This is a genomic window from Bradyrhizobium sp. CB82, assembly GCF_029714405.1.
Taxonomy (GTDB): Bacteria; Pseudomonadota; Alphaproteobacteria; order Rhizobiales; family Xanthobacteraceae; genus Bradyrhizobium.
In genome coordinates this window covers 134,743-154,572 of the sequence record NZ_CP121650.1, presented here as the reverse complement: position 1 = coordinate 154,572, position 19,830 = coordinate 134,743, and the positions used below count along the sequence as shown (strand labels likewise).

Sequence of the window (19,830 nt, the reverse complement as noted above, 5' to 3'; positions counted from 1 at the left end):
CAATCCCGGAGACGTCAATGCTTTCCCCTGCGCAAGACAAGCCGATCATCCTGACCGGTGATCGCCCCACCGGCCCGCTGCATCTCGGGCACTATGCGGGTTCGCTGCGAAACCGCGTCGCGCTGCAGCGGTCGCACTGCCAATACGTCCTCATCGCCGACAGCCAAGCGCTGACCGACAATGCGGATGATCCCGACAAGGTGAAGCGCAACGTCATCGAGGTCGCGCTGGACTATCTCGCCGTCGGCGTCGATCCTTCGGAGACGACGATCTGCCTGCAATCGGCGCTGCCGGCATTGTCGGAGCTGTCGCTGCTCTATCTGAACTTCGTCACCGTGGCGCGGCTGGAGCGCAACCCGACGGTCAAGGCGGAAATCCAGCTGCGCGGCTTCGAGCGCGATATCCCGGCCGGCTTCCTCTGCTATCCCGTCGCGCAAGCCGCGGATATCACCGCGTTCAGGGCGAGCGTCGTCCCCGTGGGCGAGGACCAGGCGCCGATGATCGAGCAGACCAATGAGATCGTGCGGCGGATCAACCGCCAGGTCGGACGAAAACTGCTGCCGGAAGCCGAAGCAATGATCCCGACCACGGGGCGACTTCCCGGTATCGATGGCCGGGCGAAGATGAGCAAGTCGCTGGGCAATAGCATCGCCCTGTCGGCGTCGCCGGATGAGATTCGCGAGGCCGTGCGCAAAATGTACACCGATCCCGGCCATGTCAGGGCCAGCGACCCCGGACGGGTCGAGGGCAATGTCGTCTTCATCTATCTCGATGCATTCGCCGAGGATCGGGCCGAGGTGGACGACCTGAAGGCGCGCTATCGGGCAGGGGGCCTCGGCGATGTCAAGGTCAAGACGCGCCTTGAGGACATCCTGCAAGCCTTGCTCGCGCCGATCCGGGAGCGCCGCCACCGGCTCGCGCAGGATCAATCCCATGTGCTTGCAGAGTTGCGCAAAGGAACCGAACGCGCGAAGCAGGTCACGCAGGCGACGCTGGATGAGATCAAGTCAGGCCTGGGGTTGTTCGTCCTCTGATGCGAGCCTGCTCCGAAGACAGCGTGAGGGGCGCGCGCTACGCTCCCTTCTCCCCTTGTGGGAGAGGGTGATGCAGCGCCTGCGCGGTTGCTGAACTACCCATGCTTACGCGCATGCTTGCGTGACCTTGCTTGCTTGCCCTCGCCCGTCGGAATCATCACGACGCGGCCGTAGCGCACGCCGCGTTCGGCGATGGTGTGGTCGGCGAAATGCTTGACCTCGTCGGCGGATCCCCGCGTCATTTCCATGCAGTTGTCGTCGTCGAGATCGACGTGGAGCGTCGCCAGCGCGAGGTCGTGATGGCCGTGGAATTCCTGCACCAGGCGCTTGGAGAGATCGCGCGCCGCGTGGTCGTAAACATAGACGAGGCCGGCGACGCAAGGACCCGTTCGCGCGGTGTCGCCCGCCGTCTGCTGCAACCCCGTCCTGGCGAGATCGCGGATGATCTCCGAGCGGTTCTGGTAGCCGCGCGCCTGCGCCGCCGCATCGATCTCCGCCAGCAAATCGTCCCCGATCGTGATCGTAACCCGCTGCATGGAACGCCCCCGTAACGTCGCGCGATATCGCGCGGCGTCAACATGATCGTTCTAGACGGATTTCGCGCACATCACAGCCGTGTTGCGCGAAGCCTCAGCGCGTTGCCGACGACGCTGACCGACGACAGCGCCATCGCGGCGGCCGCGATGATCGGCGACAGCAGGATGCCGAAGGCCGGATAGAGGATGCCGGCCGCGATCGGGATCCCGGCCGCGTTGTAGATGAAGGCGAAGAACAGGTTTTGCCGGATGTTGCGCATCGTCGCCTGCGACAGTTTTCGCGCGCGAACGATTCCCGTGAGATCACCCTTGAGCAGGGTGACGCCGGCGCTTTCCATGGCCACGTCCGTGCCAGTGCCCATGGCGATGCCGACCTCGGCCGCCGCCAGCGCCGGCGCGTCGTTGACGCCGTCGCCGGCCATCGCGACGGAACGGCCCGATGTCTGAAGCCTGGTCACCACCACGCCCTTCTGATCCGGCAGCACCTCGGCCTCGACGTCGGCAATGCCGAGCCTGCGCGCAACGGCCTCGGCCGTGGTGCGGTTGTCGCCGGTCAGCATGATGACCTTGATGCCCTCGGCGGCGAGATCCTTCAGGGCCTGCGGGGTCGACGCCTTGACCGGATCGGCGATCGCGAACAGCCCGGCCAGCCTGCCGTCGACCGCCATGTTGATCACGGTCGCGCCGTCCTGGCGCAGCCGCTCTCCCTCCGCATCGAGCGACCGCGTATCGATGCCGATCGCGGCAAAATATTTTGCGTTGCCGAGCGCGATGGTCTTGCCGTCGACCATGCCGGTCGCGCCCTTGCCGGTCGGCGAATCGAACTGATCGACCTCGCCGAGGCTGAGCTGCTTCTCCTTCGCCGCCCGCACAACCGCATCGGCCAGCGGATGCTCGCTGGCGCGTTCGACGCTGGCGGCAAGGCGCAGGATGTCATCCTCGGCAAAGCCTTGAGCCGGAACGATCCTCACCACCTTCGGCTTGCCTTCGGTCAGCGTGCCGGTCTTGTCGACCACCAGCGTGTCGATCTTCTCCATCCGCTCGAGCGCTTCGGCGTTCTTGATGAGAACTCCGGCCTGCGCGCCGCGGCCGACCCCAACCATGATCGACATCGGGGTTGCGAGGCCAAGTGCGCAGGGGCAGGCGATGATGAGGACGCTGACGGCCGCGACGAGGCCGAAGGCGAGCCGCGGCTCCGGCCCGAACCAGGCCCACGCGGCGAATGCGATGATGGCGACGGCGATCACCGTCGGCACGAACCAGCCCGCGACCTGGTCGGCGAGACGCTGGATCGGCGCGCGCGAACGCTGGGCGTCGGCAACCATCTGCACGATCTGCGACAGCAGCGTCTCACGCCCGACCTTTTCGGCGCGCATGATGAAGCTGCCGGACTGGTTCAGCGTGCCAGCGATGACTTTCGCGCCGACCTCCTTGGTGACCGGCATGGATTCGCCGGTGACGAGCGATTCATCGAGCGAGGAACGTCCTTCCAGCAGGAGGCCGTCGACCGGTACCTTCTCGCCGGGGCGGACGCGCAAGCGGTCGCCGGCATGAAGCGTGTCGATCTCGACCTCGTGCTCGCTGCCATCAGGCTCGACGCGCCGCGCGGTCTTTGGTGCGAGCTGGAGCAGGGCCTTGATCGCGCCTGATGTCGCGTCCCGGGCGCGCAGCTCCAGCACCTGGCCGAGCAGCACCAGCACGGTGATGACAGCGGCGGCCTCGAAATAGACCGCGACCGCACCACCGTGGCCGCGGAAGTTCGCGGGGAAACTCTGCGGCGCCAGCGTGCCGAACAGGCTGTAGACGTAGGCGACGCCCGTGCCCATCGCGATCAGCGTGAACATGTTGAGGTTGCGCGTGAGGAGCGATTGCCAGCCGCGTACGAAGAACGGCCAGCCGGCCCACAGCACGACGGGTGTTGCGAACACGAGCTGGATCCAGTTCGATAGCGTCGGATCGACCCAGTTGTGCGGGCCGGCGAGATGGCCGCCCATTTCGAGCACGACCGGCGGCAATGCCAGCGCGCCGCCGATCCAGAACCGCTGCGTCATGTCGGCGAGCTCGCGATTGGGGCCGGTGTCGAGGCTCGCCACCTCCGGCTCCAGCGCCATGCCGCAGATCGGGCAGCTTCCGGGACCGACCTGGCGGATCTCCGGATGCATCGGACAGGTGTAGATGGTGCCCGCGGGCATCGCGGGCTCGGGCGTCTTGTTGACGAGATACCTGGCGGGGTCGGCCGCGAATTTGGTGCGGCAACCGGCGGAGCAGAAATGGAAGGTCTCGCCGTGATGTTCGAAGCGATGCCTTGATGTTGCGGGATCGACCATCATGCCGCAGACGGGATCGCGGACCTTGTCGCTGGACGCAGCGTGATGGCGATGATCGTGACCGGCGTGATCGCCATGGCCGCCGCAGCACGATGATGCCGCGGGCTTTTCCGCCGGCGGGGCAGCCTTGGCCGAACAACCGCATCCGGAGGGCTTAGCAGCTGCGTCGGCCTGCTTGTGTTCGGCTTCGTTCATTGCAGTGCTCCGCCCTTGCAACCCATACCCGGTAGGGGTATATAGACCCGATGCGCAAGGACATCAAGGCATCCGTCGGCAAACGTCTGGGCCGGATCGAAGGACAGGTCCGCGGCCTCTCCAAGATGGTCGACGAGGACCGCTACTGCATCGACATCGTGACGCAGATTTCTGCGGTGCGCGCCGCGCTGCGCCGCGTCGAGGAGGAGATCCTGAAAGATCACGTGGCGCACTGCGTCGAGCACGCGATCTCGAGCGGCAACAAGACGGATCAGCGGGAAAAGATCGCGGAACTGATGGCGGTCATCAGCCGCGCGGAGCGGTAGTTTTCACAGCCTGGTTCGCCAGGACGACTTTGGGGGTCGCCCTCACGCCGCGAAATCGGGCGCACGGCGCCGGGGGCGGTACATGGCGATGGTCTTTCACAATGCAAAACGTTCCTTGACTGGAACGCGCGCGGCGATATCGGCCTTGGCCGCACTCATTTCTTCAGCCGGAACCTCAGCCGGCGCTTTTTCGTCAGGCGCTTCAGGAACGAGCGGCGGCGAACGGAGCGCTTCTGGAAACACACTGAAAGTGCCCGCCACCTCCTCGAGCGGCTTCTGTTTGTCGGCCCAGTGCAAGGCGGTGTAGTCGAAGCCATGCACGATGGTGGGTTTGACGACCTCGAAATAGGGCGAGATGTCGAAGTCGCGGGGCATGTAGAGCGAGGAATCGCGGATGTGCAGGATTTCGCGCTTGGCCTGGCGGCTGCCCGCCTTGGTGATCTTGGGCAGGATCGGATAGCGCACCGCGTCAAAAGCTTGCGCGATCAGCGCCGAGCAGATGATCTTGGTCGGATCGCCCGAGCCAATCGCGATCATGCGCCGCCGCCAGCGCTGCGGGATCGGCAGCGGAAACAGATAGCGCATCAGGTCCAGGATGTTCTTGGTGTCGTAGCCGAAGCCGATGCGGTTGACGGCATAGCGGCAGACGGCGGTGCGGTCCTCGTAGGACAGTCCCACCGGACGGCACAGCCGGGTGTGGTACGGAAAATATTTCGACAGCGGCGCGGAGGTGACGCCTTCGCCGATATTGGCTTCGATCAGCACATGCTGCTCGCCATTGGGCTCCTCCGCGCCCTCGACGGGCCCGACATAGAGCGCGGCATGCGACCAGGTCGATTGCGTGAGATATTTGATGATGCCGGAGATGCGGTTGTTGCCCTCGACCAGCAGGACGTCGCCGGGCTGGATGACGCCGCGCAGATGCTCGGGATCGCTCGGCGTGAACGGCTCGTAGCCCGGCACCTCCTTGGAGAGGTACGCGGCAATCAGCTTGCCGACTGAGTCTAGGACGGTCCCCATCGCGAGCTCCCCGCAGCCTTTTCCGGCTGCCTTTTTCCCTTCTCTTATCATGGTCGATACGCGTTGCAATTTGGTTCATCGCGCGCAGCGATCAAGTACGATTGATTCACCATGATGGTTGCCGCGCTGCGCCAGATACGGCAAGGTTCGCTAGCTGTTCCCGTTCCCTTCAAGTCCCCGGAAACCATGAGATGACAATCACGCGCCGCAGCTTCCTATCGGCGTCGGCGGCGTTCGCCGCTTCCCCGATCCTGCGCGCGACAGCGGCAACCCTGCCGCGCGAGGCTGACATCGTCGTGATCGGCGCCGGCGCGGCGGGCATCGCTGCAGCGCGGCGAGTGATGGCGGCCAATCGCAAGGTCGTGGTGGTGGAAGCGGCAAGCCAGATCGGCGGCCGCTGCATCACGGACGGCGCCACGTTCGATACGGCATTCGATCGCGGTGCGCGCTGGATGCACAACCCCGACACCAACCCGATGATCCGCCTTGCGCGCAGCGTCGGTCTCGACGTGTCGCCGGCCCCCGCCGGCCAGAAGATGCGCATCGGCCGCCGCAACGCGCGCGCCGGCGAGACCGAAGAGTTTCTGGCGGCACTGGTGCGCGCCAATCGCGCCATTGATGAAGCCTCGCGCGGCAAGCTCGATACGTCCTGCGCGTCGGTGCTGCCGAAGGACCTCGGCGACTGGGCGGGCACGGCCGAGTTCTTGCTGGGCGCGAGCTTCGCCGGCAAGGACCTCAAGGAGCTTTCGGCGATCGACAAGGCGCGCGCGCAGGACCGCAATTCCACGATCGCGTGCAAGCAGGGACTGGGCACGCTGATCACCAAGCTCGGCGAGCAGACGCCGGTCGCGCTGTCGACGCCGGCGAGCCGCATCGTCTGGAGCAACCGCGACGTCAGCGTCGAAACGTCAGCCGGCAAGATCGTCGCGCGCGCCGCCATCATCACGGTCTCGACCAATGTGCTCACCGCAGGGGCGATCAAGTTCGCGCCCGATATCCCCAAGCGCACGCTCGATGCAGCCTCCAAGCTCAGCCTCGGCAGTTATGATCACATCGTGCTGCAACTGCCGGGCAATCCGCTCGGGCTCGCGCGCGACGACATGCTGATCGAGCAGAGCAATTCGACGCGCACCGCGCTTTTGTTTGCCAATATCGGCGGCTCCTCGCTGTGCTCGATCGACGTCGGCGGTTCCTTCGGCCGCGACTTGTCGGAACAGGGCGAGCAGGCGATGGCCGCATTCGCCAGGGAATGGCTGACAAAGCTGTTCGGCAGCGAGGCCACAATGGGAATCAAGAAGATCAGCGCAACGCGCTGGAATGCCTCGCCCTTCGTGATGGGCGCGATGTCGGCGTCCGCGCCGGGCGGCCAGCTTTCGCGAAAAATCCTGACCGAGCCGATCGGCTGCATGTATCTCGCCGGCGAAGCCACGCACGACACGCTGTGGGGCACCGTTGACGGCGCCTGGGAGAGCGGCGAGCGCGCCGCCGAAGCCGCGCTCCACCGCATCGGTGCGCTGAGGGACGAGTCGGTCGACGTTCCGACTCAATCAACCAAGCGGCGGCAAAAGCACTAACCGGCGGAGGCGGTCCTAATCTTACTGTGTCACTAACCCTCATGGTGAGGAGCGCGACTCGAACCATGAGGCCCATGAGGCCCCGCCTGTGGCCCACATCCTTCGAGACGCTTGCTTCGCAAGCTCCTCAGGATGAGGAGTTAGAGCGTTTATGACGCAGTAAGGCTAAAGCGCAATGAGATTAGGATGAATCGTCATCGCGCTTCAGGTTGTTGTTTGCGCATGATCTCCCCGCAAACGCGTTCCGCGTTTGTCGCGAGGGAAAACCGCTTCGCACTTTTTCCGGATCATGCTTTAGCGCAACGCCCCGTCGAGCGCCGGCAGCCCGAAAATGACGGCCATTGCGATCAGCGCGTAGCAGATGGCGCGAAACACTTTTTCGCTGGCACGGCCGAACAGTGACGCGCCGAAGGCCACGCCTGCCGCATAGACCGGGCCGACGACGAGGGAGAGCAGGACCGCATCGCGCGTGATCAGGCCGCTCATTGCGTAGCTCACCATGGAAAAGAAATCCGAGGCGCCGAAGAACAATACGATGTTGGCACGGGCGACCGTGGCGGCAATGGGACGGCCGAGCCAGTAGCCGACGATCGGCGGGCCGCCGGTTTGCGCGAGCCCGCTGCAAAAGCCGGAGAGGCCGCCAATGCCGACCGAAAGCCAGGCGTGATCCTTGCCGCGATAGCGCCAGCCCGACAACAGCAGCATCAACAGCGCCGCGACAAACCCGGAGATGATCCAGCGCGTCGTGACGGGATCGAGTACGCTGAGGAAATAGGTGCCGATCGGCACGCCGATCAGCGCGCCCAGCACGATCACCGCCGTCGCCTTGCGGTCGGCCTTGCGCCAGGCGTCTGGCAGCAGCGGCGCGGCGGCGACGAAATCGATGATCAGCAGCAGCGCCGCGACCAGCCGTGGCGGCGCGACGCTGCTCGCAAGCGGCATGAAGATCAACGCCGAGCCGAAGCCCGAGAAGCCGCGCGCGGTGCTCGAGACGAGGGCGACGACGCAGATCGCCAGCGCCGTCGCAAGACCGACGTCCTTCGGCAGAAGGTCGGTCAGACTCATGCTCCATGACTTCTGAGCATGACGTCGTGAGAAAACCGCCTCACACTATTCGGCATCATGCTCGCAGGATACCGCCGGTCTTCTTCGTCACCTCGGCCGCGATCTTGGCGGCTACGGCCTCGATCTCCTGGTCGGTCAGCGTCTTCTCCCGCGGCTGGATCGTCACCGCGATCGCGATCGACTTCTTGCCGTCGTCGATGCCCTTGCCCTCATAGACGTCGAACACGTTGACCGCGGTGATCAGTTTCCTGTCGACATTTTGCGCCGTGCGCACGATATCGCCGGCCTTCACGCCGCGATCGACGATGAAGGCGAAGTCGCGCGAGACCGGTTGGAACGCAGACAGCTCGATCACGGGCTTAGCCCGCGTCGGCTTCTTCTTGGCCTCGGGAATGCGATCGAGGATCACCTCGAACGCCATCACGGGGCCGTCGGCGCCGAGCGCCTCCAGCGCGCGCGGGTGCATCTCGCCGAAATAGCCGAGCACGTTCTGCGGGCCGATCTGGATGGTGCCGGAGCGCCCGGGGTGCAGCCAGTTTGGTCCACCGGCAACGATCTGCAGCGCTTGCATCGGCGCGCCGGCCGCGGCGAGCACCGAGAGCGCATCGGCCTTGACGTCGAACGCGTCGGCGGCGGCCGAGCCGGACCAGTGACGGCCGAGACCCTCTGATGATGCAAAGCCGCGACGGACGCCGGACGCGGCCATGAACTGATCCTGCGGACGATCGCCCTTGAAAAGCTGGCCGACCTCGAACAGCGCGACGTCGCCGAAGCCGCGATCGGCATTGGCCTGCGCCGCGGCGATCAGTCCCGGCAGCAGGCTGGGCCGCATGTCGGAGAGATCAGATGCGATCGGGTTGGCAAGCTCGAGCTCGCGCTGACCGCCGCCGAACAGCTCGGCCACCGGCTTGGCAATGAACGACCACGTCACCGCCTCGACCATGCCGCGGTTCGCGAGTGCGCGCCTGGCGCGGCGGGTGCGGAGCTGTGGTGCCGTCAGCACCGGTTTGCGCGCATCCTCGCCGCGCTCGAACGGCGTTTCCGGCACCTTGTCGACGCCAAAGATGCGGACGATCTCCTCGACGATGTCGGCCTTGCCGTGCACGTCGGTGCGCCAGGAGGGAACAGCGACCTTCACGGTCGGACCCGAGCCCGCCATCATGAAGCCGAGATGGCTCAGAATGCGCTTCATCTCGACCTGCGGCACCTCGATCCCGGACAGCCGCTTGACCTCGGACAGCGGGAAATCGATCACGCGGTCATCGCCGAACGCCTTGCCGGTGACGAACGTTTCCGACGGGGCGCCGCCGCACATCTCCATCACCAGCCTGGTCGCAAGCTCCAGGCCCGGCACCATGAAGGCCGGATCGACGCCGCGTTCGAAACGGTAGCGCGCATCCGAATTGATGCCGAGCTTGCGGCCGGTCTGCGCGATGTTGATCTCGTTCCAGAGCGCCGATTCGATCAGCACGTCGGTGGTGTTCTCGTCGCAGCCCGAGGCCTCGCCGCCCATGATGCCCGCGAGCGATTCGACGCCGTGCTCGTCCGAGATCACGCAGATGTTGGAATCGAGATTGTAGGTGCGGCCGTCGAGCGCGAGCAGGCTCTCGCCGTCGCGCGCGCGGCGCACGACGAGATTGCCTCTCACCTTCTTGGCGTCGAACACGTGCAAGGGGCGCGCGCGATCGAAGGTCATGAAATTGGTGATGTCGACCAGCGCGTTGATCGGGCGCAGCCCGATCGCGGTCAACCGCTTTTGCAGCCATTCCGGCGACGGGCCGTTCTTTACCCCGCGCACCAGACGCAGCGCGAAGCCCGGGCACAGCGTCGTGTCCTCGACGCTCACCTTCACCGGGCAGGGGAATTCACCCTTCACGGCCTTGATGGTGGGGTCCTTGAACTTGCCCATGTCAGCCGCGGCAAGATCGCGCGCGATGCCATGCACGCCAGTGCAGTCCTGCCGGTTCGGCGTCAGGTTGATCTCGATGACGGGATCGCCGAGGCCGGCCCATTCGGCATAGGGAGCGCCGACGGGCGCGTCCGCCGGCAATTCCATGATGCCGTCATGGTCGTTCGAGATCTGCAATTCGGCCGCCGAGCAGAGCATGCCGCGGCTCTCGACGCCGCGGATGGTGCCGACGCCGAGCGTGATGTCCTTGCCGGGAATGTAGGTCCCGGGAGCTGAGAACACGCTGACGAGCCCGGTGCGCGCATTCGGCGCGCCGCAGACGACCTGCACCGGCGCACCGCCGTCACCGGTGTCGACCATGCAGACGCGCAGGCGATCGGCATTCGGATGCTGCTCGGCGGAAATCACCTTCGCGATCGTGAACGGCTTCAGCGCCTTCGCCTTGTCCTCGATGTTCTCGACCTCGAGCCCGATCATGGTGAGCTTCTCGGCGAGCTTTTCCAGCGGCTCGTCGGTGTCGAGATGATCCTTCAGCCAGGAGAGGGTGAATTTCATGGCCGCTTTTTCTCCACGGGGACGGTCTTCTCCCCCTTCCGCTTGCGGGGAGGGCTGGGGTGGGGGCGCTCTCCACGATGGCTGTAGCGATTGTTTCGAGAACGCCGACACGATTTGTCATCACATCGTGATTGCTGAAGCGGAGCACCTTGAAGCCCTTCGCTTCGATCACGGCAGATCGCCGCTCGTCGGCGCGTTCGCCTTCGTCCGAGAAGTGTTGGCCGCCGTCGAGCTCGATCACGAGCTTGGCCGCGTGGCAGACGAAATCGGCGATGTAATTCTCGATCGCGACCTGGCGGCGAAAATTCACGCCGTTCAATCGGCCGGCGCGCAGCTCCGACCAGAGGATACGCTCTGCATCAGTCGAATTGCGTCTGAGCGCGCGCGCATTGGCGCGGAGCTTGGGCGGCACTTTCCAGTCCGGATGATCTGGATCGACCATTGACAACCCCATCGAGGAGACACCCTCACCCCAACCCTCCCCCGCAAGCGGGGGAGGGGGCTCGGCCTGTCGAGCCGACAGAGCATACGTACCCATGAGACGAACGCCACGCGCGCGCTCCATCCATTCCCTCCCCCGCTTGCGGGGGAGGGGCAGGGAGAGGGCTGTCTCCGCACAGGGAACGGAGAGAGTCTTCGCAAGCTCTTGCTGGAGACCGAGCATCACGAGCTCAGCCCTCCTGCCAGCGTCGGGACTTCGAGCGGCTTGAAGCCATAGTGGGACAGCCAGCGGACGTCGCTGTCGAAGAGCTGGCGCAGATCCGCGATGCCGTATTTCAGCATGGCGATACGGTCGATGCCCATGCCCCAGGCAAAGCCCTGGTACTCGTCGGGATCGATGCCGCAGGCACGCAGTACGTTCGGATGCACCATGCCGCAGCCGAGAATCTCGAGCCAGTCCTCGCCTTCGCCGAAGCGGATCTCGCCCTTGTCGCGGCGGCACTGGATGTCGACTTCCAGCGACGGCTCGGTGAACGGGAAGAACGACGGGCGGAAGCGCATGTTGATGTGGTCGACCTCGAAGAATGCCTTGCAGAACTCGTGCAGGATCCACTTGAGGTGGCCGAGATGCGAGCTCTTGTCGATCACGAGCCCCTCGACCTGGTGGAACTGCGGCGTGTGGGTCGCATCCGAATCGATGCGGTAGGTGCGGCCCGGGCAGATCACGCGGATCGGCGGCTTCTGGCTCAACATGGTGCGCACCTGCACCGGCGAGGTGTGGGTGCGCAGAAGCATGCGTGAGCCGTCCTCCTTCGGATGGAAGAAGAAGGTGTCGTGCATCTCGCGCGCGGGATGGCCGACCGGGAAGTTGAGCTTCGTGAAGTTGTAGTCGTCGGTCTCGACATCGGGGCCTTCGGCGACCGAAAAACCCATGTCGGCGAAGATCGTGGTCAGTTCGTCCCAGACCTGGCTGAGCGGATGGATGCGGCCGGCCTCAGTCGCAGCGTCGCGCAGGGGCAAGGTGACGTCGATGGTCTCGGCGGCGAGCCGTGCATCGAGCGCTGCCGACTTCAGGACGTCGCGCCGCGCGGCGAGTGCCTGCGTGACCTTGTCCTTGGCCTGGTTGATCGCGGCGCCCTGCGTCTTGCGCTCGTCGGGCGACATTTTTCCGAGCGTGGCGAGCAGCGCGGAGATCGAGCCCTTCTTGCCGAGCGCGGCGACGCGGACGGCCTCGAGCGCCGCCTCGTCGTTGGCGGCCGCGACATCGGCGATGATCTGAGATTCGAGGGTGGCAAGATCGGTCATGGCAATCCCTTTTGGCCAGGATGCTTAGCCGATGCTCCTAGCCCGTCACACCCGGCCCAAAAGCGCGAAGCGCGTCTTCGCGTTAGATTCGCCGGGCATCCACGTCTGAGAAGTGTGTTTGCGCGAGAAATGACGGCCGGGGCAGTTAAAGCGCGACAACGCGCCTCTGCCCGGGCCATCACGGCTTGAAAACTGCGCAGAGCACAGTCAAAGGACGGCTTACGCCGCCAGCGCGGCCTTGGCCTTCTCGGCGATCGCCTGGAACGCGGCGGGCTCGCGGATCGCGAGATCCGACAGCACCTTGCGGTCCACGGTGATGCCCGACTTGGCAAGACCGTCGATAAATCGGCTGTAGGTCAAGCCGAACGGACGTACGGCGGCATTGAGACGCTGGATCCAGAGCGCGCGGAAGGTGCGCTTGCGGCGTTTGCGGTCGCGGAAGGCGTACTGCGCGGCCTTCTCGACGGCCGGCTTGGCGGCGCGGATCGTGTTCTTGCGGCGGCCATAAAAACCCTTGGCGGCCTTGTAGACCTTCTTGTGCTTGGCGTGGGCGGTCACACCGCGTTTGACGCGAGACATGACAAAAATCCTTCAGAGATGACTTTGGTTTTCGGAAGCGCCGCAGATACCTGCGGCTCGGCTGAATTGATCGTGGACGCGATCAGGCGTTCGGCAAGAAGTACTTCTTGACGTTGTCGCCGTCGGTCTTGAACAGCACGCGGGTGCCGCGGAGCTGACGGATCTGCTTCTTCGTCCGCTTGATCATGCCGTGACGCTTGCCGCGCTGGGCATGCATCACTTTGCCGGTGGCAGTCACCTTGAAGCGCTTTTTGGCGCCCGACTTGGTCTTCAACTTGGGCATTTGGCTCTCCTAATGGCCACAACAGAGTACCGCCCGCGAAGGCGGCTGGCCGTCAAAATGCTCGTTAGAGCGTTGATTGTGCTCGGGTTTTTGCGACTTGCCAGGCAAATCAGCGCGAAGCCCGCACGGGCACCGCCACGGCAGCCCTTAAATCAGCCGGGCGATGAAGGCTGGGCTTATGGCAGAGCCAGAGCCAAATGGCAACGATGAACCGCTGAAACGGGCCGTCCGACTATTTGAGGTTACCAGCCTCATCTTCATGCCTTGCTGCTGGAGCAGGACCAAAATGCCTCATTTTCCGCAATCGCTCTTGCCTCGTGCTTTTCCCCGCCTCACCGCGGTCGCACTCCTTACCGTGCTCGGTGCGGCCGCGCCGACCGCCGCCGATGCCAAGGCCGGCGGCTATGACGGGGTCTGGAACGTCACCTTCGCCACCACGCGCGGCAACTGCAGCTCCGGCTACAGCGTCCCCTTTACGGTGACCGGCAGCCGCGTGATCTCCGCCGGCGGCGGCCGGGTGTCCGGCTCCGTCAACCGCGCCGGTTCCGTTGCCGTTCGGGTTTCGGTCGGCGCCTCCCATGCCAGCGGCGGCGGCCGGCTTGCCGGCGTGAACGGCGCCGGGTCGTGGAGGGGCATCATCTCCGGCGACCAGTGCAGCGGCACCTGGCAGGCGACGCGGACGTAATCGCCGAGCGCTTGGTGCGCTCCCTCCCCCGCCCGCGGTGGAGGGTCGGGGAGAGGGTGTCTCCTCTCGCGAGAACCCCAAGAGGCGAGAGCCCTCACCCGGCGCTTCGCGCCACCCCCTCCCGCAAGCGGGAGAGGGTGCAGCAGCGCCCGCGGGCACTACCTCGACAAAACCAAACGGCCCGCCGGAGATCCGGACGGGCCGTTGAAATTTCGGCTGCTAAAGGCCGGCGTCAGCGCGGCGCCAGCACCATGACGACCTGGCGGCCCTCGAACCTGGCGTCCTGCTCGACCTTGGCGAGCTCGGCGACGTCGCTCTTGATCTTGTCCAAAAGCTTGGTGCCGATCTCCTGATGCGCCATCTCGCGGCCGCGATAACGCAGCGTGATCTTGACCTTGTCGCCCTCTTCGAAGAACCGCTGCATCGCGCGCATCTTCACGTCGTAGTCGTGATCGTCGATCATCGGGCGGAGCTTGATCTCCTTGATCTCGACGGTCTTCTGCCGCTTGCGGGCTTCAGCGGCTTTTTTTTGGGCGGAATACTTATACTTCCCGTAGTCCATAATCTTGCAGACGGGAGGGCTGGTATTCGGCGAAATTTCCACGAGATCCATGCCGGCTTCCTGCGCCATCTTGATGGCGACCATGGTCTCGACGGTGCCTTGGTTGGCGCCGGTGTGATCGATCAGCTGGATCTGCGCATTGCGAATATCATCATTGATGCGCGGCCCGTCTTTGGCGGCAGGGGCCGGGGCTCTATTGGGACGGCGAATGTTGGTTCTCCAAAGTTGTGAACGAAGCGGGTAGTCTGAAGGAAGCTGCGTCTGCGGGCAAGCAAGTCCCGCCTGCCGCACGCGAAACCCTCAAATGCGAGGCATTTTGGTCACGCCCAATCGCACGTCGCTCGACATAGACACCTTGTCCCAGTTCCGCAAGCGTCCCTAAGGGCCAATGCCGATGCCGACCTATTGCGGTGGCGCCGGACAGCTCAAACCACACAGCAAGAGTAAACGTTCCATGACCAACTCGACCGCTGACCAAGCTCTCACCTTCATCGATGTGGGCGAGGGCCCATTGCCGCGGAGGATCGCGGTCCGCACCCGGGCCGGGAAGGGGCCTGGGCTGTTCTGGCTCGGCGGTTTCAAATCGGACATGCAGGGCACCAAGGCGGTGGCGCTGGACGGTTGGGCGGTGGCGCATGGCCGCGCCTCGGTCCGGTTCGACTATTCCGGCCACGGCGAATCCGGCGGCGATTTCGCCGACGGCACCATCGGGCGCTGGCTCGAGGAGAGCGTCGCGGTGTTCGAGCAATTCTGCGCGGGACCGCAAGTTCTGATCGGTTCCTCCATGGGCGGCTGGATGGCGCTGCTGCTCGCGCGCGAGATCAGGAAGCGGCAAGACAAACAACGGGCCACAGCATCGCTGGCGGGCCTTGTGCTGATCGCGCCGGCGCCTGATTTCACCGAAGAGCTGATGTGGAAGAATTTCCCGGCCAACGTAAAGCAGGAGATCGAGACCAGAGGTTCCTGGCTCCGGCCGTCCGAATATGGCGACGGCTCGCCCTATCCGATCACGCGGAACCTGATCGAGGAAGGTCGCAACCATCTGCTGCTCGGCAGCGCCATCGATGTCGGCTGTCCGGTGCGCATCCTGCAAGGGGCCAAGGACCCGGACGTGCCGTGGCAGCACGCCTTTGCGCTGACGCATCGCTTGCCGGCCGACGACGTCGTGCTGACGCTGATTCAGGACGGCGATCATCGCCTGTCACGCCCGCAGGACATTTTGCGCATCCTTGCCGCGGTCGCGGAGATCGGATGAGGTGTTGCACAGTCGATGTCATTGCCCGCGGAAAGCGGGCAATCCAGTATCCAGAGACGGTCATGCTTGAACTGAGAGGCCGCGGCGTACTGGATGCCCCGCCTGCGCGGGGCATGACGGAGGAGAGAAGGCGCGCGCCTCACCGCTTCGACGGATTCGGCATCGGCTTGCGCTGCGCAAGTGCGGCCACCGTCGACGTGCCGATCGGACCCTCTTCGTCATAGAGCCAGCATTCGCCGATCGCGACGCCGTCGGCGGAGTGATGGTTCGCCACCTCGAAGCCGATCCATTCCGTGACGGGCAGGCGATGCAGGTACACGGTGACGTCGCTGTTGATGAAGGCGAGCCCCTGATCGCCGGCATTAGCGAAGGGGCTGGCGAAATCCGCTGCCACCGCGACGCGGGTGAACGGCGTCAGCGCAAAGCCCTCGACCAGCTCCCGCACCTCGCTCATCCAGAGCCGGCGCGGACCGAGCGAGCCCATATGGCCTGTGATCGGGCGCGTCGTCCATTTGCCGTGCATGCCGAGGCGCGGATCGGTCGGCTTGGGAATGTCGGCAGGCTTCGGCGCATCCCAGTTCGGCGGCGACCAGATGTTGCCGTCCGGATTCTGCGTCCGCCGCAGGAGCTGGCACGAAGCGCGCGCCATGCTGACGCCGCCTGAGACAAATTCCGCTTCGACCACGCGAATGCGCAGGCCGTCGCGGACGAGCCGCGTGGTGATCCCGACCGGCTTGTCGATCGTCGGCAGGCGAAACATGTCGACCGTGAGCCGCGCCGGCACGAACTCGGGGCCGCAGTAGCGCTCCTCGATGCCGAAGCCGAGCAGGCCGACGATGACGCGTCCGTGCAGCGACTTCGGATCCCAGGGACCGTTGGCAACTTCCGTCGGATGGAATGTGTCGCCGGTGCGCGTGAAGAAAGGCATGTTCGTCATGACGCGCGACCTTGAAGGAACGCGCGCGGAAATCAAGTGTGGTGGTCCTCATGGTGGGGAGGCGCGAAGCGCCGTCTCGAACCATGAGAGCCCGGCTCGAGCGCCGGCCTGCATCCTTCGAGATGCGCGCAAGCGCGCTCCTCACGATGAGGATCAGAAGCGGTGCGATGGTCGCCACAACATCCGCTGTCATCACCCGCGGGAAGCGGGTGATCCAGTATTCCAGAGTCGGTGAGTGATACGGAGAGGCTTGCGGCGCATTGGATGCTCCGCCTGCGCGGGGCAGAACAGTCGAATGCTACGAAGCAGCCTGCCACTCCTCACGCACGCTGGCGTCATGCTCGTTCGCGATCGAAACCGCTCTCGTAGCCGCGAACTCCTCGCGCGATAGTAACTGCCCCAGCGCCCACACGGCTGCGCCACGCACCAGGGGGCTCGCATCCGCGAGCAGGCGCCGCGCCTCCTCCGCCAGCGCCGCATGGCCGGAGTTGCCGATCGCGATCAGCACGTTGCGCAGGAAGCGGTCGCGGCCGACGCGCTTCACCGGCGACTTCGTGAACAGGCTGCGGAACGCCGTATCATCGAGCCGCGCGAGTACGGCCAGATCAGGCGCGCGCAGCGCCTCGCGTGCGGCGAGCTTTGCCTCGCGGCCCTCTTGCGCGAACTTGTTCCAGGGGCAGGCGGCGAGGCAATCGTCGCAGCCATAGATGCGGTTGCCGATGGCCTTGCGGAATTCGCGCGGGATCGGTCCCTTGGTCTCGATGGTCAGATAGGAGATGCAGCGCCGCGCATCGAGTTTGTAGGGCGCGGGGAATGCCGCGGTCGGGCAGATGTCGAGGCACGCGCGGCACGAGCCGCAGTGATCGATCTCGCTGTCATCGCGCGGCAGTTTCAGCGTGGTGTAGATCGCGCCGAGGAACAGCCAGGAGCCGAACTCGCGCGAGACGAGGTTGGTGTGCTTGCCCTGCCAGCCCAGGCTTGCGGCCTGCGCCAAGGGCTTCTCCATCACCGCTGCGGTGTCGACGAACACCTTGACCTCGCAAGGCGCCGTCGCAACCAGCCAGCGCGCCAGCGCCTTCAACCGCTTCTTGATCAGGTCATGATAGTCGTCGCCTTGGGCGTAGACCGAGATCGCAGCGCGCGAGCGTGCTTTGAGGATCGCCAGCGGATCCTGGTCGGGACCGTAGTTGACGCCCAGCATGATCACGGAGCGCACCTCGCTCCACAGCCCGCGCGGATCGACGCGGCGCTCCGGCTGCGCGGCAAGCCAGTCCATGTCGCCATGGGCGCCGGAGGCGATGAACTCGAGGAAGTGTTTTCCGGCGCCTTCGATCGCGCCGGGCTCGGTGACGCCGATGCAGTCGAAGCCCAGGGCTTGCGCTTCGCGCGCAAGCGCCACCTTCAGGTCAGACAGACCGGCTTCGGTCAGAAATCCAGGTCCACGTAGGTCCGCGACGCCGGCACGCCGGCCAGCCATTCGCTCAGCAGCGGGCGGAACGACGGGCGGGATTTCACCCGCGCGTACCACGCCTTTGCCGCCTCGTCCTCGCTCCATGGCACGTCGCCCAGATAGTCGATCGCCGAAAGGTGCGCCGCGGCGGCGAGATCCGCGTAAGTGAGCCGGTCGCCGGCGAGGAAATTTCGCGTCTGCGCCAGCCAGCCGATATAGGCCAGATGATAGCGCACATTGGCCTTGGCGGCGCGCATCACGTCCGCGGAAGGCGGGCCGCCGCCATTCTCCTCGCTCATGAAACGCTTGTAGATGCGTTCAGTCACCAGAGGATGAGAGACTTCCTCGAAGAATTTCTCGTTGAACCACGCCATCAGCCGCCGCACCTCGATGCGCTCGGCAATTGTTTCCGGCATCAGCCGCTTGACGCCCATCGCGGCGCCATGGGCCTCGTCGAGGTATTCGGCGATGATGGCGGCGCCCGGAACGGATGGCTGTTCCTCGGTCGCCAGCACCGGGGTGGTACCCGCCGGATTGAGCGTCAGAAAGGCCTCGCGCCGTTCCCAGGCGCGCTCTTCCACCAGCTTCAGGTCGAGCCCGTACTCGCCGATGATCAGGCGAATGAAGCGCGAATGCGGGCAGAACGGATGATGAAACAGCGTGAACATGTCTTTGACTATGTCGGGGGTGATTAAGAATCCATCAATGTTCGGCGCCACACTAGTCCTTCAAAACCGCGAGGCAACCCCGTGATTTCCGCATTTAGCGATTGCGGCAGAGGGACGAATAGGCGAGAAGAGCCTCGCTTTTCCAGCCGAAATGGACCGTAAATATGTCAGACACGATACGGGCAGTGATCCTCGGCATCATCGAGGGTGTGACCGAGTTCCTTCCCGTTTCCTCCACCGGACATCTGCTGCTCGCCGAGCGCTTTTTCGGTCTCGGTGAAGGCGCGTTCTGGGACTCTTTCACGGTCCTGATTCAGCTCGGCGCGATCCTCGCGATCGTGGGGCTCTACTTCAAGAAGCTGTGGGATGTCGCGATCGGCATGTTCTCGGGCGATGCCTATGCGCGCCGCTTCGTGATCGGCGTGCTGGTCGCGTTCCTCCCCGCCGTCATCGTCGGCCTCATCGCCGGCAAATACATCAAGAGCATGCTGTTCAATCCCTGGGTGGTGTGCTTCACGCTGATCGTCGGCGGCGCCATCCTGCTCTGGGTCGACCAGCTCGACCTCAAGCCGCGCGAGCATGATGCGACGCGCTTCCCGCTTCCGACCTATCTGTTGATCGGCGTCGCGCAATGCCTGGCGATGATTCCCGGCGTGTCGCGCTCGGGCGCCAGCATCGTCGCCGCGATGCTGCTCGGGGCGGACAAGCGCGCGGCGGCGGAATTCTCGTTCTTCCTCGCCATCCCCACCATGATCGGCGCGTTCGCCTATGACTTCTACAAGAGCCGCGCCGAGATGACGATGGATCACATGGGCATCGTCGCGATCGGCTTCGCGGTATCGTTCGTGACCGCGATCATCGTGGTCAAGAGCTTCCTGGAATACGTCACGCGCCACGGCTTTACGCTGTTCGCCTGGTGGCGCGTCATCGTCGGCTCGCTCGGCCTGATCGCGCTGGCGCTGGGACGGTAATTCCGTCCGCAATCGCGCGGGCATGATCCGGACCCGAAGGGGCCGCGTTCGCGCAAAGTGTGAACCAGTTTTCTCGCGACAAACGCGGAACGCGTCCGCGCGGAGATCATGCTCAAACATTGAGGCTCTTCTCAACGTAATGTAAGTGTTTGG

18 protein-coding genes and 1 pseudogene are annotated in these 19,830 nt (G+C 64.9%); 6 read left to right on the top strand and 13 right to left on the bottom strand.

Annotation, left to right across the window (positions count from 1 at the left end; all coding sequences use genetic code 11):
• Positions 1-17: 17 nt before the first annotated feature.
• Positions 18-1,034, top strand: a complete 1,017-nt coding sequence (gene trpS / locus QA640_RS00690) for a tryptophan--tRNA ligase (protein ID WP_283038887.1) — start codon at positions 18-20, stop codon at positions 1,032-1,034.
• A gap of 95 nt (positions 1,035-1,129) precedes the next feature.
• Here trpS and nikR read toward each other — a convergent pair whose 3' ends face one another.
• Together nikR and QA640_RS00680 are read right to left on the bottom strand one after the other, a co-directional pair.
• Complete coding sequence (gene nikR / locus QA640_RS00685; RefSeq protein ID WP_283038886.1) at positions 1,130-1,570, bottom strand: nickel-responsive transcriptional regulator NikR; 441 nt, start codon at positions 1,568-1,570, stop codon at positions 1,130-1,132.
• Positions 1,571-1,641: 71 nt separating this feature from the next.
• Complete coding sequence (locus tag QA640_RS00680) at positions 1,642-4,092, bottom strand: heavy metal translocating P-type ATPase (protein WP_283038885.1); 2,451 nt, start codon at positions 4,090-4,092, stop codon at positions 1,642-1,644.
• Between the two features lie 50 nt (positions 4,093-4,142).
• Between QA640_RS00680 and QA640_RS00675 the strand changes: the two genes are divergently transcribed.
• A complete protein-coding gene (locus QA640_RS00675; protein WP_027525166.1) occupies positions 4,143-4,418 on the top strand; it encodes a metal-sensitive transcriptional regulator in 276 nt (91 codons plus the stop codon).
• A gap of 96 nt (positions 4,419-4,514) precedes the next feature.
• On the opposite strand, the gene QA640_RS00670 is transcribed toward QA640_RS00675, so the two are convergent.
• Positions 4,515-5,438 (bottom strand): YiiX/YebB-like N1pC/P60 family cysteine hydrolase, encoded by a 924-nt coding sequence (locus tag QA640_RS00670; protein WP_283038884.1) that lies wholly within the window; start codon positions 5,436-5,438, stop codon positions 4,515-4,517.
• 191 nt (positions 5,439-5,629) lie between these two features.
• On the opposite strand from QA640_RS00670, the gene QA640_RS00665 reads away from it, so the two are divergent.
• Positions 5,630-7,012 carry an NAD(P)/FAD-dependent oxidoreductase gene (locus QA640_RS00665; protein ID WP_283038883.1) on the top strand — a complete coding sequence of 461 codons (1,383 nt, stop codon included), beginning with the start codon at positions 5,630-5,632 and terminating at the stop codon, positions 7,010-7,012.
• 294 nt (positions 7,013-7,306) lie between these two features.
• On the opposite strand, the gene QA640_RS00660 is transcribed toward QA640_RS00665, so the two are convergent.
• The 6 genes and pseudogenes from QA640_RS00660 to rpmI form a co-directional block, all read right to left on the bottom strand.
• Positions 7,307-8,077 carry a sulfite exporter TauE/SafE family protein gene (locus tag QA640_RS00660; protein ID WP_283038882.1) on the bottom strand — a complete coding sequence of 257 codons (771 nt, stop codon included), beginning with the start codon at positions 8,075-8,077 and terminating at the stop codon, positions 7,307-7,309.
• Positions 8,078-8,132: 55 nt separating this feature from the next.
• Entirely contained in the window at positions 8,133-10,541 is a 2,409-nt protein-coding gene (pheT, locus tag QA640_RS00655) for a phenylalanine--tRNA ligase subunit beta (RefSeq protein ID WP_283038881.1), read from the bottom strand.
• A gap of 136 nt (positions 10,542-10,677) precedes the next feature.
• Positions 10,678-10,983: pseudogene (locus QA640_RS00650) on the bottom strand (DUF559 domain-containing protein); the annotation flags it as partial.
• Between the two features lie 221 nt (positions 10,984-11,204).
• The gene (pheS, locus tag QA640_RS00645) at positions 11,205-12,287 is read right to left on the bottom strand and encodes a phenylalanine--tRNA ligase subunit alpha (protein ID WP_283038880.1); all 1,083 of its coding nucleotides are present in this window, start codon (positions 12,285-12,287) and stop codon (positions 11,205-11,207) included.
• A 219-nt stretch (positions 12,288-12,506) separates the two neighbouring features.
• Positions 12,507-12,866 carry a 50S ribosomal protein L20 gene (rplT, locus tag QA640_RS00640; RefSeq protein WP_027528250.1) on the bottom strand — a complete coding sequence of 120 codons (360 nt, stop codon included), beginning with the start codon at positions 12,864-12,866 and terminating at the stop codon, positions 12,507-12,509.
• An 82-nt stretch (positions 12,867-12,948) separates the two neighbouring features.
• Positions 12,949-13,149, bottom strand: coding sequence for a 50S ribosomal protein L35 (rpmI, locus tag QA640_RS00635; protein WP_008539890.1), 201 nt, complete (start codon positions 13,147-13,149; stop codon positions 12,949-12,951).
• A gap of 286 nt (positions 13,150-13,435) precedes the next feature.
• Here rpmI and QA640_RS00630 point away from each other — a divergent pair, with 286 nt between their 5' ends.
• The gene (locus QA640_RS00630; RefSeq protein WP_283038879.1) at positions 13,436-13,834 is read left to right on the top strand and encodes a hypothetical protein; all 399 of its coding nucleotides are present in this window, start codon (positions 13,436-13,438) and stop codon (positions 13,832-13,834) included.
• 232 nt (positions 13,835-14,066) lie between these two features.
• Here QA640_RS00630 and infC read toward each other — a convergent pair whose 3' ends face one another.
• Entirely contained in the window at positions 14,067-14,606 is a 540-nt protein-coding gene (gene infC / locus QA640_RS00625; protein WP_283043076.1) for a translation initiation factor IF-3, read from the bottom strand.
• Between the two features lie 244 nt (positions 14,607-14,850).
• Between infC and QA640_RS00620 the strand changes: the two genes are divergently transcribed.
• Complete coding sequence (locus QA640_RS00620; protein ID WP_283038878.1) at positions 14,851-15,651, top strand: alpha/beta hydrolase; 801 nt, start codon at positions 14,851-14,853, stop codon at positions 15,649-15,651.
• Positions 15,652-15,790: 139 nt separating this feature from the next.
• On the opposite strand, the gene QA640_RS00615 is transcribed toward QA640_RS00620, so the two are convergent.
• The 3 genes from QA640_RS00615 to QA640_RS00605 all read right to left on the bottom strand — a co-directional run bounded on the left by QA640_RS00615 (position 15,791) and on the right by QA640_RS00605 (position 18,706).
• Complete coding sequence (locus QA640_RS00615) at positions 15,791-16,588, bottom strand: acyl-CoA thioesterase domain-containing protein (RefSeq protein ID WP_283038877.1); 798 nt, start codon at positions 16,586-16,588, stop codon at positions 15,791-15,793.
• A gap of 298 nt (positions 16,589-16,886) precedes the next feature.
• Positions 16,887-18,065 (bottom strand): tRNA epoxyqueuosine(34) reductase QueG, encoded by a 1,179-nt coding sequence (queG, locus tag QA640_RS00610; RefSeq protein ID WP_283038876.1) that lies wholly within the window; start codon positions 18,063-18,065, stop codon positions 16,887-16,889.
• On the bottom strand, positions 18,014-18,706 hold the full coding sequence (locus QA640_RS00605; protein WP_283038875.1) for a glutathione S-transferase family protein: 693 nt from the start codon (positions 18,704-18,706) through the stop codon (positions 18,014-18,016). Before QA640_RS00605 ends, queG begins: the two co-directional genes overlap by 52 nt.
• Positions 18,707-18,870: 164 nt before the next feature.
• On the opposite strand from QA640_RS00605, the gene QA640_RS00600 reads away from it, so the two are divergent.
• Complete coding sequence (locus QA640_RS00600) at positions 18,871-19,677, top strand: undecaprenyl-diphosphate phosphatase (RefSeq protein WP_283038874.1); 807 nt, start codon at positions 18,871-18,873, stop codon at positions 19,675-19,677.
• The last annotated feature ends 153 nt before the right edge of the window (positions 19,678-19,830 follow it).